This window comes from Nonomuraea rubra (genome assembly GCF_014207985.1).
GTDB lineage: Bacteria > Actinomycetota > Actinomycetes > Streptosporangiales > Streptosporangiaceae > Nonomuraea > Nonomuraea rubra.
On the sequence record NZ_JACHMI010000001.1, the window covers coordinates 9,220,570 to 9,235,859 of the forward strand.

13 protein-coding genes are annotated in these 15,290 nt (G+C 73.4%); 5 read left to right on the forward strand and 8 right to left on the reverse strand.

What is annotated here, in order from left to right; all coding sequences use genetic code 11:
* Window positions 1–9 precede the first annotated feature (9 nt).
* Entirely contained in the window at window positions 10–3,450 is a 3,441-nt protein-coding gene (locus tag HD593_RS42100) for an AfsR/SARP family transcriptional regulator (protein WP_185108049.1), read from the reverse strand.
* Between the two features lie 139 nt (window positions 3,451–3,589).
* On the opposite strand from HD593_RS42100, the gene HD593_RS42105 reads away from it, so the two are divergent.
* The 4 genes from HD593_RS42105 to HD593_RS42120 all read left to right on the forward strand — a co-directional run bounded on the left by HD593_RS42105 (window position 3,590) and on the right by HD593_RS42120 (window position 6,987).
* Window positions 3,590–4,627: a methyltransferase gene (locus HD593_RS42105; protein ID WP_185108051.1), complete on the forward strand. Its 1,038-nt coding sequence runs from the start codon at window positions 3,590–3,592 to the stop codon at window positions 4,625–4,627.
* A 90-nt stretch (window positions 4,628–4,717) separates the two neighbouring features.
* Window positions 4,718–5,188, forward strand: a complete 471-nt coding sequence (locus HD593_RS42110; RefSeq protein ID WP_185108053.1) for a hypothetical protein — start codon at window positions 4,718–4,720, stop codon at window positions 5,186–5,188.
* Window positions 5,189–5,253: 65 nt separating this feature from the next.
* Entirely contained in the window at window positions 5,254–5,742 is a 489-nt protein-coding gene (locus tag HD593_RS42115) for a GbsR/MarR family transcriptional regulator (RefSeq protein WP_221525258.1), read from the forward strand.
* 39 nt (window positions 5,743–5,781) lie between these two features.
* Window positions 5,782–6,987, forward strand: a complete 1,206-nt coding sequence (locus HD593_RS42120; protein WP_185108055.1) for a cytochrome P450 — start codon at window positions 5,782–5,784, stop codon at window positions 6,985–6,987.
* A gap of 87 nt (window positions 6,988–7,074) precedes the next feature.
* On the opposite strand, the gene HD593_RS42125 is transcribed toward HD593_RS42120, so the two are convergent.
* From HD593_RS42125 to HD593_RS42155, 7 genes are all read right to left on the reverse strand, one after another.
* Window positions 7,075–7,590: an XdhC family protein gene (locus HD593_RS42125; protein WP_185108057.1), complete on the reverse strand. Its 516-nt coding sequence runs from the start codon at window positions 7,588–7,590 to the stop codon at window positions 7,075–7,077.
* 10 nt (window positions 7,591–7,600) lie between these two features.
* A complete protein-coding gene (locus tag HD593_RS42130; protein WP_185108059.1) occupies window positions 7,601–8,497 on the reverse strand; it encodes an SDR family NAD(P)-dependent oxidoreductase in 897 nt (298 codons plus the stop codon).
* Between the two features lie 15 nt (window positions 8,498–8,512).
* Window positions 8,513–9,520, reverse strand: coding sequence for an alcohol dehydrogenase catalytic domain-containing protein (locus HD593_RS42135; protein WP_185108061.1), 1,008 nt, complete (start codon window positions 9,518–9,520; stop codon window positions 8,513–8,515).
* An 83-nt stretch (window positions 9,521–9,603) separates the two neighbouring features.
* Entirely contained in the window at window positions 9,604–10,473 is an 870-nt protein-coding gene (locus HD593_RS42140; RefSeq protein ID WP_185108063.1) for a helix-turn-helix transcriptional regulator, read from the reverse strand.
* Window positions 10,474–10,490: 17 nt separating this feature from the next.
* Window positions 10,491–11,486, reverse strand: a complete 996-nt coding sequence (locus HD593_RS42145) for a LacI family DNA-binding transcriptional regulator (RefSeq protein WP_221525259.1) — start codon at window positions 11,484–11,486, stop codon at window positions 10,491–10,493.
* Between the two features lie 68 nt (window positions 11,487–11,554).
* Entirely contained in the window at window positions 11,555–13,072 is a 1,518-nt protein-coding gene (locus HD593_RS42150; protein WP_185108065.1) for an alpha-N-arabinofuranosidase, read from the reverse strand.
* Between the two features lie 82 nt (window positions 13,073–13,154).
* Window positions 13,155–14,519 carry a glycoside hydrolase family 43 protein gene (locus HD593_RS42155; protein ID WP_312904108.1) on the reverse strand — a complete coding sequence of 455 codons (1,365 nt, stop codon included), beginning with the start codon at window positions 14,517–14,519 and terminating at the stop codon, window positions 13,155–13,157.
* Between the two features lie 166 nt (window positions 14,520–14,685).
* Between HD593_RS42155 and HD593_RS42160 the strand changes: the two genes are divergently transcribed.
* Window positions 14,686–15,282 carry a cadmium resistance transporter gene (locus HD593_RS42160; protein ID WP_185108069.1) on the forward strand — a complete coding sequence of 199 codons (597 nt, stop codon included), beginning with the start codon at window positions 14,686–14,688 and terminating at the stop codon, window positions 15,280–15,282.
* Window positions 15,283–15,290 lie beyond the last annotated feature (8 nt).

Sequence of the window (15,290 nt, forward strand, 5' to 3'; positions counted from 1 at the left end):
GCAGTGCGGTCACTCCGCCAGGTACTTCGCCACCTGCCTGGCCTCTGCCGCGTCGCCGAACAGGGCGAGGGAGCCGCGCCACGCCGCCGCGGACTCCTCGGGGCGGCCCAGCAGGGCGTGGGCGCGGCCGAGCTCCTTGAGCGTGCGGGCCCGCCACACCTGGGGGCCGTCGGCGCCGAGCCGTTCCAGCGCGGACCGCAGCAGCCCCAGTGCCTGGCCGGCGTCACCCTGGCGCAGGCGGACGACGCCCAGGGCGTGCCCGGCCAGCGCCTCGCCGAGCGTGTCGCCGCACTCCACGAACAGCCGCAGGCTCGCCACCAGCGTCTCGGCCGCCTCGTCGAAGCGGCCCAGCGCGCCCAGCGCCTCGCCGAGGCGGCGCAGCACCTTGCTCATCTCGCCCCGGTCGCCGGCGGCCTGCGCGGTCAGCAGGCTCTCCCGGTAGCACTCGACGGCCTCCGCCGTCTCCCCCTGCTGGTAGAGGGCGGTGCCGAGGGCACGCAGCAGGTTGCCGCGGATGGTGTGGTCCTCGTCGCTGGTCACCTCCACCCGCGCCCTGGCGATCTCCTCGGCGCGGGCGTGCTCGCCCCGCTCGATGTGGATCCAGACGGGCCAGGTCCACGCGTACTCCAGGCCGGCGGTGTCGGCGCGGGCGGCCAGCAGGTCGATCGAGGCGTACGCGTCGGCCAGGGCCTCGTCGAGCCGGCCCATCCCGTGGCGGGCGGCGGCCCTGCTGATCAGCGCGTACGCGGCGCCGTGCGGGTCGCCGGCGCGGCCGAGGTCGGCCAGCAGCCCGGCGCACTCCGCCTCGCCGCGCTCGTAGCGGCCCCGCTCGATGTGCACCGCGGCCAGCAGGAGCCGGGCCCGCAGCGTGGCGCACCCGTCGCCCATCCCGATCACGATCCGCTGCACCTGCTCGGCGTCGTCCAGGAAGCGGTCCATGAGCAGGTAGCCGGTGAGGTGGTGGGCCAGCTCCGCGGCGGCGGCCACCAGGCCCAGCTCGGCCGCCGTGGTGAGGGCGAGCATCAGCGTGCGCCGCTCGGCCGCCAGCCACGCCGCATTCGCCCGCACGCCGTCCCTGGACCGCGGCACGCTCGCCCGCACGTCCTCCACGGACCGCGGCACGCTCACCGGCAGGTCGTCCGCCGGGCGCGGTGCGGTTCCGTGCACGCCGGGGGCCGCTTCCGGCTCGCGCGGGTACGGCGGGGACAGGGGGATGGGCATGTGGCGGGTCGCGGCCCTGGTGCGGCGCAGGCATTCCAGCACGTGCCTGGTCAGCGCCTCGCGCCGGCGAGCCGGGGACTCCTCCGCCTCGGCCCGTTCGCGCGCGTACACCCTGAGCAGGTCGTGCAGCCGGTAGCGGGGCTGCCCGGCGCCGTCCACCTCCGTCGAGGTGAGCATCCCTCGCGCGACCAGCGTCTCCAGCGCCGCATCCGCCTCCAGCCCATGCGCCACCGCCACCACCCCCGTCCCCGGGCCGGCTGTCTCCGGCGGTGGCGGGCCGAGCAGGGCGGCGACCGACCACTCGGCGACGCTGTCCAGCCCCGCCAGGCCCAGCAGCCGGAACGCGTGGCGGGCCGATTCCGGCAGCGCCGCGTAGCTCGGCTCGAACGTGGCCCGCACGTCCAGCCCGCCGACGACCAGCTCGTCCAGCCCGCGCCCGGCCAGACGGGTGGCGAACTCGCTGACCGGCCACACGGGGCGGGTGGCCAGGCGGGCGCCCGCGACCCGGATGGCCAGCGGGAGGCGTCCGCAGGAGCGCAGGATCTGCTCGGCCGCGCCGGGTGCCATGCCGATGCGGTCGGGGCCCGCCACGTGTTCGAGCAGCTTCCTGGCGTCCTGCTCGCCGGGGAGGTCGAGCGTGAGACGTACGGCGCCCTCCAGGGCGGGCAGCCGCGAGCGGGAGGTCACCAGGACGGCGCCGCGCGGAGTGCCGGGCAGGAGGTGGCGGAGCTGGGCCTCCTCGACCGCCTCGTCCAGCACGACGAGCACCGCCCGGTCGGCCAGCCGCTGGCGCAGCAGGCGGGCGCGCTCCTCGGCCGTGGCCGGGATGGCCGCGCCGTCCAGGCCGAGGGAGCGGAGCAGCATGTCGAGCAGTTCGCCCGGCTCGCGGGGGCCGCGTTCGTCCTGGCCGAGCCGGACGAAGAGCTGCCCGTCGGGGTAGTCGGAGCGCAGCAGGTGGGCCAGGTGCACGGCGAGTGTCGTCTTGCCGATGCCGGGCAGCCCGGACACGATCACGATGGGCGGGCTGAGCCGGTCCTCCCCCGACCGCAGCAAGGCCGTCAGCTCGGCGATCTCCGCTTCGCGCCCGACGAAGTCCGCGGTGTCGGCGGGCAACTGGCACAACCGCCGTAACGCCGCGGGCATCGCGGGCCAGGGCCCCACCTCCTCCACCCCATCCGGCAACGGCTGCGGCTCGGGCGGCGCACCGGGCTCGCGATCGCCGTCCGGCGAAACGGCACGCCAGCGTCGCGCCTCCCCCCGCGCGCCGGGCTCCCGGTCGCCGTCCGGCGGAACGGCACGCCGCCGTCGTGCCTCCCCTCGCGCGCTGGCAACGCCGCCCCCAGCGGTACGCGGGCGGCGCCGTTCCGGCGGCGCGCCGAGATCACCGCCCGCGTCCATCGACGCGGCGCGCGGGCCCCTCGGCCCAGGCCACGCGCCGAGATCGCCATCCGCGTCAGTCAACGCCGCGCGCAGCCGCCGCAGTTCGGGCCGGGCGTCGAGGTCGTCGTCGCCGGACAGCAGGGCGGTGTGGAGGCGGCGCAGCTCCGGACCCGGCTCGATGCCCAGCTCGGCGACCAGGAGCTCGCGGGCCTGGCGGAAGGCGTCGAGGGCTTCGTCGCGCCGGCCGCCGCGGTGCAGGGCGACCACCAGTTGCTCCCACAGCCGCTCGCGCAGCGGGTGCGCGGCGACGAGCGCACGCAGTTCGGCGACGAGGTCCTCGCGGCCGAGGGCGAGCCGGACGTCGATCCACTCCGACCTGGCCACCGCCAGGCGTTCCTCCAGCTCGGTGATCCGCGGCGCCATCGCCCCGCTGAGCGGCACGTCCTCGGCGGGCGTGCCCCGCCACAGGGCGATCGCCGCCGCGTACTCGCGCTCGGCCGCCGCCAGGTCGCCGCCCGACCGCTCCGCGCGCGCCCGCCGCAGCCCCTCCTCGAACACGTGCAGGTCCAGCCGTCCCGGCGGCACCTCGCAGACGTACCCGGACCCCTCGGTGCGCACCTCCAGCCCGCTGCCCTCCAGCCGGCGGCGGAGCTGGTGGACGTACGTCTGGATGTTGGCCACGGCCGAGCGCGGCGGGTCGTCCCAGAGGGCGGAGATCAGCCGCTCCGTGGAGACGGTGGAGTTCGGATGGAGCAGGAGGGCCGCGATGACCGCCCGCTGCTTGCGGCTGAGGCTGACCCGGCCCGCGGGGCCGTTGAGGCGGATGGTTCCCAAGATCGCGAAGTCCACCGGTCCTCCCTCGTGCTCGATCCTGAAAGATCAGCTTTCCGCAAGGCAGTACACCTCTCGTTACGGGGTTTTGACAATCGCCGCAAGCTCCACGCCAGGGCCCGCTGACACCATCCGTCCCGGATGTCATAGTGAGTCCATGTCGTACGCCGGCACGGGGAACGATGCGCCCGTTGAGCACGTCCAGCGACTGCTCAGCGGCTTCTGGCACTCCCAGATCATCTTCGTCCTGGCCCGGCTGCGCGTCGCCGACGAGCTGGCCGCCGGGCCGCGTCCGGTGCGGGACCTGGCGGCGGCCGTCGGCGCCCATCCCGGCGCCCTGCTGCGCCTGTTGCGGGCCGCAGCCACGATCGGGCTGATGGCGGAGACCGAGCCGGACCACTACCGGCTGACGGAGGCGGGCGGGTGCCTGCGCTCCGACTCCCCCACGGCCATCCGCGAGCTGGCCGTCGCCTACGGCTCCCCGACGGTGTGGCGGCTCGTCGGGGACTTCGAGCACTCGGTCCGTACGGGCGGGCCGGTCGCGCCCGCGGTGCTCGGCCACTCGTTCTGGGAGCACCTCGCCACCCATCCCGAGGAGGCGGAGCACTTCGCCCTGGGCATGGGCGAGCAGTCGGCGCAGGTCGCCGCCGACGTCGCGGCCACTGTGGACCCCTCGGCGTACGAACGGCTCGTGGACGTCGGCGGCGCGTACGGCGTGCTGCTCACCGCGCTGCTGGAGAAGGCCCCGTCCGCGACAGGCGTGCTGTTCGACCGGCCGCCGGTGATCGAGGCGGCCGGGCAGCGGCTCAAGGGCTCTCCCCTCGCGGGCCGGATCGACCTGGTCGGCGGCGACTTCCTGGAAGAGGTCCCGAAGGGCGACCTGTACCTGCTGAAGTGGATCCTGCACGACTGGGACGACGAGCAGGCGGTCCGCATCCTCGCCACGTGCCGCCGGGCCGCGGCTCCGGGCGCCCGGCTGCTGGTGGTCGAGATGTTGCTGCCCGAGCCGTGGGCGCCGTCGCCCGTGCACCTGTCCGACCTGGCCATGCTGGTGCTGCTGGGCGGCCGGGAGCGTACCCGGTCGCAGTACGGCGACCTGCTGCGGGCGGGCGGATGGGAGCTGGAGGAGGTCACCCCCACCTCGGGGCGGTACGGCATCATGCAGGCCGTGGCCCTGCCCTGGGCGCTGCCCTAGACGCGGCGGCGGCCGGCAGGACGTAGGGTCCGTTCCAGCGACCAGTTCCCCGGCCGTACCGGCGACGGCCCTCGCGAGATGGAAGCCCGCATGACCGTCACTCCCGAGCAGTTGCGTGCCCTCGCGGCCCGCGCCGAGGCGCTCACCGCCGAGGTCTGGGCTCTGTGCGGCGGCTCCCCCGGCGGGGCGCCCGAGCCCGACCCCCTCGTGGAGGCGCGCCAGGCGGCGGGCCTGCTGGCCAGGGCCGCCGAGGACCTGCAGCGCTCGGCGGCGGAGCTGGCCAGGCTGCAGGTGCGGCCGTGCGGCCTGCCGTGGGGGGTGTGCCAGGAGCACGGCAACACGCTGTCCTCCCGGGCGGGCATCTCTGAATGCCGGGTGTGCCACCGCACCTGGAGCTACGACCGGCTCGGCCGGCCGTGCGAGGAGCCGGCCACGTGGAAGGTGATCGACCTGGCGGGGACGGTCACCCGGATGTGCGACGGGCACGTCCTCGGCGCCCGCGCCGCAGCCGGGGGCGCCACGTTCGTCCGCATCGACCAGGTCGCCGGCCAGGCGGGCTGATCCCCGGCGGGGCCCCGGCCCTTCCCCTCTTCCGCCTCTCGACGTACACTTCGTAAAGTACGTACTTGACGATCGTTGCGGAGTTGACGCCCGTGAAGCCTTCGGAGAGCGAGTTCGTCGATCGGATGGGGCTGGTCATGGAGCGCCTGGGTGCGACCCGCTCGATGGGCCGCCTGTGGGCGTGGCTGATGATCTGCGACCCGCCCGACCCGTCGCTCACCGACCTGGCGGCGGAGCTCAGCCTGAGCAAGACCGCCGTCAGCACGGTCGCCAGGCAACTGGAGGCGGCCGGGATCATCGAACGTGTCCCCACGGCCACCCGCGAGCACCGCTACCGCGCGGTCGGCGGCGGGTGGGCGCAGATCCTGAAGGTCCAGCTCGGCATGGTGAAGCAGAGCCTGGAGACGCTGGAGTACGGCCTGTCGATCCTCGGCGAGGACCGGGCCGACCAGCGCGTCCGGCTGGAGGAGACCCGGGACTTCTTCGCCTTCACCGTGCAGGACGGGGACGAGATGCTCCACCGCTGGCAGGAGTACCGCGACAAGTCATCCTGACGTACGTCTCCATCGAGGGATCGACAACAAGGAGAGGCGATGGCCGACATCGTCGAACGGTACGACATCCCCGTACAACTCTTCTGGCTGCACGGGCCCCGATCGGGCCCGGCGGTCGAGTTCGCGGCCGACGCCGGAATGTGGAACGTCTACGGTTACCCGGAGCTGCACGAGGTGCTCGGTGACCCGGTGGCGTTCTCCTCCGACACCATGCGGGTGGTTCCCGAGTCCATGCTGCCGTCCAAGGACGACTTCTCGCTGGACGGCTTCATCACGCAGATCGACCCGCCCGAGCACGGCAAGCTGCGCAAGCTGGTCAGCAGCGCCTTCACCCGCAAGGTCGTCGCGGATCTCGAGCCCAGGATCGCCGCGCTCACCCATGAGCTGCTCGACGCGGCGCGTGATCGGGAGCGGTTCGAGCTCGTGACCGACCTGGCCTACCCCCTGCCGGTGATCGTCATCGCCGAGCTGCTGGGCATCCCCGGCAGCGACCGCGCCCTGTTCAAGCGGTGGGCCGACGCGATGTTCCAGCGCGACGCCAAGGTCTCGGTCAGCCGGCCTGCGGACGAGCGGGAGGCGGAGCTCCAGGCGGTGATGAAGCCGTGGAAGGAGATGTCCGACTACCTCGCGGCGCACGCCGCGGAGCGCCGCCGGCAGCCGCGCGCCGACCTGCTCACCAGGCTGGTCGAGGCCGAGGTGGACGGCGAGCGCCTGCCCGACGGCCAGGTGGTCAACTTCGCGATCGTGCTGCTGCTCGCGGGGCACATCACCACGACGATGCTGCTCGGCAACACGGTGCTGTGCCTGGACGCCTATCCCGAGCAGCAGGACCGGGCGCGCGCCGACCGCTCCTCGATCCCGGCCGTGATCGAGGAGTCGCTGCGGCTGTTCACGCCGTTCTCCGCGCTCGGCCGCGCCACCACCCAGGAGGTCGAGCTCGGCGGCGTCACCATCCCGGCCGATCAGCTGGTCATGTGCTGGCTGGGGGCGGCCAACCGGGATCCCCGGCAGTTCCCCGACCCCGACGTCTTCGACCCGCACCGCGACCCCGGCCCGCACCTCGCCTTCGGGCGCGGCATCCACTTCTGCCTCGGCGCTCCCCTGGCCCGGCTGGAGGGGCGGATCGCGCTGAACATCCTGCTCGACCGGTTCGACCGGCTCCAGACGGATCCTGAGGACCCGGTGGAGTTCATCCCGGCGCCGACCCTGACGGGCGTGCGGCGGCTCTCGCTCATCCAGAGCTGAGGCGGCGCCGGGTGCCCCACCGCACCCCGCTCCGGCCGGCACGTGCAGGACCGTACTGGAACGCGAGGCCGCCCGGACGACGACGTGCTAGAAGGCGAAGCCGCCCGGGCGGCCGTTGCGGTCGGCGATCAGGCCGGCCAGGGTGGCGACGGCGATCTCGGGCGGCGTGTGCGAGCCGATGTTGAGCCCGATCGGCCGGTGCACCCGGGCGACCTCCTCCGGCGGCACCCCCAGCTCGGCCAGCGCCCGCACGTGCGGCGCGCTGTGGCGGGGGCTGCCCATGATCCCGACCCAGCGGACGGGGAACTTGAGCACGTCGCGCAGGATCGGGCCGATCTCGTCGCGGTGGTGGTCGGTGAGCACCACGTCCGCCGTGCCGTCCAGGTGGTCGGCCAGCCGCGGTGCCGGCGTGAACCCGTCCAGGGCGCGAGCGGGGTCGGGCTCGTACAGGACCGTGCGGTAGCCCAGCTCGGCCCCGAACCTCAGCAGGCAGCCGGCCACCGGGGAGGCGAAGACGGCGACCAGCGTCCGCCCGCCCTCCTCGGCGGGAGCGTCGCTGTGGGCCACCTCACACGCCGGGTCCTCATCGTGAGTGTGGGTCATACCCCGTACGTTACGCGGCGGGGGCCGGCGTGAGCAGGTCCTCCAGGCCGATGCGGGCCAGGAAGCGCGCCCGTACGCGGTCGGCGACCTCGCTCACCTCCGCCGACCCGTCGTCGATCGGATCGACGTGCACCCGGAACGGCCGCTTGCCGTCCGGGGTGTCCACGACCTGGACGACGGCGTCGGCGACCAGGGACACGTCGGCGCCGGGCGGCTGCAGCGCGGCCAGCCGCTCCCCCACCTGCTCCATCAGCCCGCCGTACCGCTCGTCGTAGGCCGGGACGACGCTCCGGTCGGCCGGGTGGCCGGCGTTGGCGAAGTGGTCGGTGCCCGAGGTGAAGGCGCCCGGGATGACGAGCGTGGTCTCGATGCCGAAGCGGGCCAGCTCGGCCGCGTACGACACCGCGAGCGCGTCGGCCGCCGCCTTGGCGGCGAAGTACGGCGCGAGGTACGGCGGGGTGCCGCCCCTGGTGGAGCTGGAGCCGATCCACAGCAGTAGGCCCTGCCCTCGCTCGCGCAGGTGCGGCAGGACCGCCCGGTTGAGCCGCTGGCTGCCCAGCACGTTCGTGTCGTAGACGGCCGCCAGTTCCTCGGGCGTGAACGCCTCGGCGGGGCCGAGCACCATGTGGCCGGCGTTGTGCACGACCACGTCGATGGCCCCCGTCTCGGCCAGCACGGTCTCGACCGCCGCGGTCACCGACTCCTGCGAGAGCACGTCCAGCTCGACGGTGCGCAGGTCGACGCCGTGCTCGCCGGCGTACCGCGCGGCCTCGGCGACGCGGGCGGCGTTGCGGCCGGCGGTGGCGCGCATGGCGGCGTACACGGTGTGCCCGGCGCGGGCCAGGGCGCGCGCGGACAGCGCGCCGAAGCCGGAGCCCGCTCCGGTGATCAGGATGGTCTTGCTCATGGGGAGATCTCCTCGTCAGAACGTGATGACGCGACGGCCGCCCGGGGAGCCGCCGCCCATGGCGTCGAGCGCGGCCGGGGCCTCGTCCAGCGTGATCGGGGTGACCTGGGGCAGGATGCCGTGCTGCGCGGAGAAGGCCAGCGTGTCGCGCAGGTCGTGCGGCGAGCCCGACGGCGAGGCCATGACGCGCAGCCGGTTGAGCACCATCGGCTGGGCGGCGAGGGTGAGCGGCGTGTTGTCGTAGCCGCAGAGCACGAGCGTGCCGTCGGGCGCGAGCCCGGTCAGGGCGGCGGCGGCCGCCTCGTTGGAGGGGGCGGCGTTCAGGATGACGTTCGCGCCGCCGTCCCACGCCTTGAGCGCGGCGGCGGGGTCGGTGTCGCGGGTGGCCACGTACAGCTCCGCGCCGAGCTCCTTGGCGGTCGCCTCGCCGCCGGCCGAGCGGCCGACCACCGCGACCCTGGCGCCCATGGCGGCGGCGTACCTGATGGCCAGGGCGCCGATGCCGCCGCTGCCGATGACGGCCACGCGGGAGCCGGGCCCGGCGCCGGCCTGCCGCAGGCCGTTGAACGCGGTCAGGCCCGCGCACATGAGCGGCGCCGCGGCCACCGGGTCGAGGCCGGCCGGGAGCGGGGTCACGTACCCGCCCTTGAGCAGGGCGTACTCGGCGTAGCCGCCGTCGGCGACGATGCCGGTGACGCGCTTGGCCGGGCAGAGGATCTGGTCGCCGGACACGCAGTAGTCGCAGTGGCCGCACGAGTCGTACAGGAACTGGGCGCCGACCGCGTCGCCCACGGACAGGCCCGTGACGCCGCTGCCGAGCGCGGCGACCGTGCCGGTGATCTCGTGGCCGGGCACGACGGGGAAGCGGGCGAAGGGGTAGTGCCCGCGCAGCAGGTTGAGGTCCGTGAAGCACAGGCCGCAGGCGGTGACCTGGACCAGGACCTCGCCCGGGCCCGGCTCCGGGATCTCGCGTTCGATCAGGGACAGCGGGGTGTCGACCCCGGTGGCGAGTGCTGCTCGCATGACGGTTCCTCCCGCGGTCCGGGTGACGCCCCCGTCCCGCTGTCACCAGCGTGCCGCACCCGCGCCGGAACAGCCTGGGGTGCTCAACCCCAGCTTCTGAACAGCCCGAACGCCGGCCCGGGGGTGTCGCGCCAGACCTCGGCGGGGTCGAGCGCGGCCAGCTTCCGCACGGCGCCGGCGTCGTCGGGGACGAACCAGAGCAGCCGCTGGGCGGCGTCGGCGGTGACGATGCTGTTGCAGGTGACCTTGAGGGTGCCGAGCGCGGGGTTGACGACCCGCTTGTACTCCTCGTGGCGCACCTTGACCTCGCGTGCCCGCCACAGCCCGGCGAACTCGTCGCTCGTGCCCAGCAGGTGATCGACGAGCGCGCGGCCGGCCGGGTCGGCGGTGCCGCGCCGGGCGACGGCGGCCCGCAGGTCGGAGACGAGCAGCCGGGAGTGGTACTCGTGGTCCTCGGGCGGGTAGAGGTCGCGGGTGGCCGGGACGGTGAACCAGTGGAACAGGAAGCTGGCCCGCACGCCGGTCAGCCCCGCCTGCGGCCCGACGAGCACCTGCGCGGCGTGGTTCTGGACGACCACCTCGTGCAGGTCGGTGATCACCATGGCAGGGGTGTCCTGGAGCCGGTCCATGAGCTGGCGCAGCGCCTCCTGCATGGGCACGGGCTCGGCGCCGAGCGGCGCCGGATGGCCGGTCAGGTGGAACAGGTGGGCGGTCTCGTCCGGGTCGAGGCGCAGGGCGCGGGCCAGGGCGTGCAGCACCGGCTCCGACGGGCACTGGCCGCGGCCCTGCTCCAGCTCGGTGTAGTAGTCGGCGGACATGCTGGCCAGCTCCGCCACCTCGTCCCTGCGCAGGCCGGGCACCCGCCGCCGGGTGCCCGGCGGCAGGCCGACGGCCTGCGGGGCGAGCCGGTCCCTGCGCGACTTCAGGAACGCGCCCAGTTCCGCGAGATCCACCGTTTCCTCCCCGTTGGTCAGCGGCTCGATTCCCTGATCACGAGCTCGAAGGGCGCCACGTACTGGCCGGTCGGGCGCAGCGGCGCGGCGATGCGCCGGGTCACCAGCTCGACGGCCGTGGCGGCCATCCACCGATGGTCGGGCGCCACCGTGGTCAGCGACGGCACCGCGTACGCCGCCGCCGGGATGTCGTCGAAGCCGGCGACCCGCACGTCTTCGGGGACGCGCAGGCCGCGGTCGGCCAGGCCGCGCAGGACGCCCAGGGCGACGGTGTCGGTCACCGCCACCACGCCGTCCACCTCGCGGCCGGAGTCGGCCAGGCGGTGAGCCGCGGCGCGCCCCGCCTCCATGTCCATGCCGTCGAGGGCGAACAGCAGCGGCGGCTCCACGTCGAGGCCGCGTTCGGCGAGTGCGGCGCGGTAGCCGCGGTAGCGGCGGGTCACCACGTTCACGCCGTCGAGGCCGCCGCCGGTGACGATGGCGATCCGGCGGCAGCCCTGGCCGGCCAGGTGCGCGGTGGCGGCGTGCGCGCCCTCCTCGTTGGGCATGGCGACGTGGTCGAAGCGGCCGCCGAAGTCCTGCTCGCCCAGCATCACGACGGGATAGCGGGCGTCGGCGGGCTCCTCCACCCGGTCGAGCTCGACGGCGCTGAGGATCAGCCCGTCGAACTGCAGGGTGCGGGAGCGGGCGATGGCGTCGGCCTCACCGCCGGCGTCGGCGCCCGACTCCTCGACCGCGACGTGGAAGCCGCGCCGCCGCGCCTCGCCGATCACGTGGGAGGCGAGATGGCCGAAGTACGCGGCCTCGATGTCCGGCACGGCCAGGCCGATCACGCCGGTCCGCCCGGACTTGAGCGTGCGGGCGGAGACGTTGACGCGGTAGCCCGACTCGCGGATGGCCTCCAGGACGCGCCTGCGGACCGGGTCGCTGACCCCGGCGCGGTTGTTGACCACGTTGGAGACCGTCATCTTCGACACCCCGGCCAGCCGGGCGACGTCTCCCATGGTCACCATGCCGTGCCCCACGCTCCGCTCTCCCCGCGCTCCTCATCGAGCTTATCGCGCCCCACCTGCGCGCACGGTCAGCCCAGCCTGCCCTCGACCGTGATGAAGGAGTGGGCGGGCAGGTGCACGCGCAGCCCGTTCGCCGTGGCCGTGACCTGGTCGTGGGCGCGCGGGGCGATGGTGTCCGGCGCGCCGGGAGTGTTGTGGTCCTGGAGGTTGCCGGCGGTGAGGATGCGGGCGCGGACGCCGGACAGGGCGCCGCCGCGCAGGTCGAGCTCGACGTCTGCGGGGGCGCCGGCGTCCAGGTTGGACAGGGAGACGAGCACCTTGCCGTCCTTGCGGCTGGCCGACAGCGAGACGGTGGCCAGCGTCTCTCGGGCAGGCACCCCCGCGGGCAGGTCGACCCGGAGCGAGGCGGCGTCCTGGTGGCCCTTGTTCATCTCGAACACGTGATAGGTCGGGGTGAGCACCAGGGCCTTGGTGTCGGGGTCGGTGAGGATCATGGCCTGCAGCACGTTGACGGTCTGGGCGATGTTGGCCATGACCAGGCGGTCGGCGTGGCGGTGGAAGATGTCGAAGTGCAGGCTCGCGACCAGGGCGTCCCTGAGCGTGTTCTGCTGGTAGAGGAAGCCGGGGTTGGTGCCGGGCTCGACGTTCCACCAGGTGCCCCACTCGTCCAGCACCAGGCCGACGTGCTTGCCGGGGTCGTAGCAGTCCATCACGTTGGCGTGGCCGGTGATCAGCTCGTCCACGTACGCGGCCTTGGCCAGCGTGCGGTAGTAGTCGTCGGTGTCGAAGACGGTGGCGTCGCCCTTGTCCTGCCAGGTGCCGGGGATCGTGTAGTAGTGGAACGACAGCGCCTGCATGAACGGCTGCGGCCGGTAGGCGCAGCCCAGCTCGCCGAGCTGCTTCATCAGCGTCTCGGTCCAGGCGTAGTCGGCGGAGTTGGCGCCGGCGGCGATGCGGTAGAGCTTGTTGCCGCCGTGGTCGCGGCAGTAGGTGCCGAACCGGCGGGCCTCGGCGGCGTACTGCTGGGCGGACATGTTGCCGCCGCAGCCCCACGCCTCGTTGCCGAGCCCCCAGAAGCGGATCTTCCACGGCTCCTCGCGGCCGTTCTGCTTGCGCAGCCTGACCATCGGGGAGTCGCCGTCGCGGGTCAGGTACTCGACCCAGTCGCTCATCTCGCGCACGGTGCCCGACCCGACATTTCCGGAAATGTACGGCTCCGCGCCGAGCAGCTCGCACAGCGCCATGAACTCGTGCGTGCCGAAGTGGTTGTTCTCCTCGACGTTGCCCCAGTGGGTGTTGACCATCGACGGGCGGTCCTGCTTGGGCCCGATGCCGTCCATCCAGTGGTACTCGTCGGCGAAGCAGCCGCCCGGCCAGCGCAGGTTCGGGATGTCCAGCGCGCGCAGCGCTTCGACCACGTCCAGGCGGATCCCGCCCTCGTTCGGGATCTCGCTGTCCTCGCCCACGTAGAAGCCGCCGTAGATGCACCGGCCCAGGTGCTCGGCGAAGTGGCCGTACAGGTGCCGGCTGATCACCGGGCCGGGCACGTCGAGGTTGATGACAGCGGGCACGACCTGGTCACTCATGGGGGCACCCTTTTCTCGCACGGGATGTGTATCGATAAAGCGAGGCAACTTTATCGATACACATGCCGGTGTCAAGAGCGCTCTACGGGGTCAGGCGGAACGTGGCGTCGGCCCGGTCGGTGGCGGTGCCGATCGGGTCCACGCGCAGCAGGTAGTTGCTGTGCCGCAGGTAGCGGTCGGGGAAGTTGTGCGAGCGGAACGACGACCAGGCGGAGTCGGCCAGGCCCGCGACCCGGTGGAAGGTGGCGTCGGCGCGGAAGGCCGCGGTGTTGTCGCCGGGGTCGAGCCGGATCTCGTAGTTGTAGTGGCGCAGGTAGCGGCCGGGATAGTTGACCGACTCGAACGACACCCCGGCGGAGTCGGCCAGGCCGGGCACCATGCGCCAGAGCTGGTCCTGGTAGGGGTCGAAGGGGTAGGCGTCCAGGCGGCCGGCCAGGTCGGCGTGGCGGACGTAGCGGTCGGGGAAGTTGGAGGACTTCAGCCGCGTCCAGGCCGGGGTTCCCCATCGGCTGACCAGGGCGTTGTACTCGGCGGTGGTGATGCCGGCGATGGAGCCGTGCTTGGCGTTCAGCGGCGGGGTGTAGGCGCGCTGGTCGAGCGCCGTCCAGGAGTTGCCGCCGACGTTGGTGGACGACCAGGCGTAGTAGTCGTTGTTGACCGGGCTGAAGGAGTCGCCCCAGAGCCACCAGCCGGTGCCGGCGTTGTTCTTGATCAGCAGCGGCGCCTCCATGGCGCTGCCCTGGCGCAGGCCGCTGGTGTAGGTGGTGTAGCTGTTGGGGGCGCCGGTGGTGGAGCGGGCGCCGTAGAGGAGCCCGTTGGAGAGGTTCTTGTAGTACAGGTAGAAGGTCGGGCCGTCCACCACGATGTCGCCGTCCAGCACGGGGAAGCCGGGGCTGAAGTACACCTGGTTGGCGGTGACCGTGCGGAAGTCCGTGGTGTAGTTGACCATGAACACGTCGGTGGTGCCGTTGTGGGCCGAGTAGACGATGCCGTACTGGCCTCGGGCGGCGTCCCAGAACGCGGTGGGCGCCCAGGTGTGGGTTGCCAGGTTGTGCATCCGGATGCGGCGGTAGCCGGTGAAGCTCGTCAGGTCGGTGGAGTCCCAGACGTGCAGGTACTGGTTCTGCTGGCCGAAGTCGGTGCCGTTGAGGTCGGTGGCCAGGATGACGAACGTGCCGTCCTGCTTGCGCAGGACGAACGGGTCGCGCAGGCCGAGGGTGCCGGCGGTGGGGGTGACGACCGGGTTGTTCTGGTTGAGCGGGGTCCAGTTCAGGCCGTCCTGGCTGACCGCCAGGTGCAGGCCGTAGTTGGCGCCGTTCATGTTCGGCGACTCGGTGAAGTACGCGAACACGTACGCGCTGTTCGCGGCCGAGGCCGGGGCGGCGTTGACGGCGAGCACCGCGCATAACGCGGCCAGGAGGGCGAGTGCTCTTCGGCGGAGGTTCACGGCGAGCTCCCTTGTTAGCGTTAACATCCTGTCGGGCGAAGGACCGGTAACGACCGAGCACGTGGAGATGTGCACGAGTGTTAACGCGAACAGAGCGACCGTCAAGGGCCTCCGGAATGGGTTAGGGTCGCCCGGGACGGATCGGCCGGGAGAAAGCACGGGCCACGTGAATCTGGGTATCGCCGGGCAGGCCGCGGGGCTGTTCGCCGTCACCAACGTCGACGACCTCCTCGTCCTCGCGCTCTTCTTCGCGCGGGGAGCCGGCCTGCGCTCGGCCGCCGCCCGGGTCGTGGCCGGGCAGTATCTCGGCTTCCTCGCCATCCTCGCCGTGGCGGTGGCCGCCGCGTTCGGCGCCGCCCTGCTGCCCGCCGCGGTCGTCCCGTACCTCGGGCTGCTCCCGCTCGCCCTGGGGGTGAAGGCGGGATGGCGGGCGTGGCGCGGCCGTCACGGCGGCGAGGACCCGCCCGACGGGGCCGGGGGCGGGCCGGGGGCGCTGGAGGTGGCCGCGGTGACCTTCGCCAACGGCGGCGACAACATCGGCGTGTACGTGCCCGTCTTCGCCACCTCGGGCCATGGCGGTATGACCGTCTACGTCGCCGTCTTCCTCGTCCTGGTGGCCGTCTGGTGCGCGGCGGGGCGGTTCCTCGCCACCCGCCCGGTGATCGCCAGGGCGCTCGGCCGGTGGGGGCACGTGCTGCTGCCGGTGGTCCTGATCGGGCTCGGCCTGGTCATCCTCGCCGAGGGCGGCGCCTTCGGCCTGTAGGGAACCCG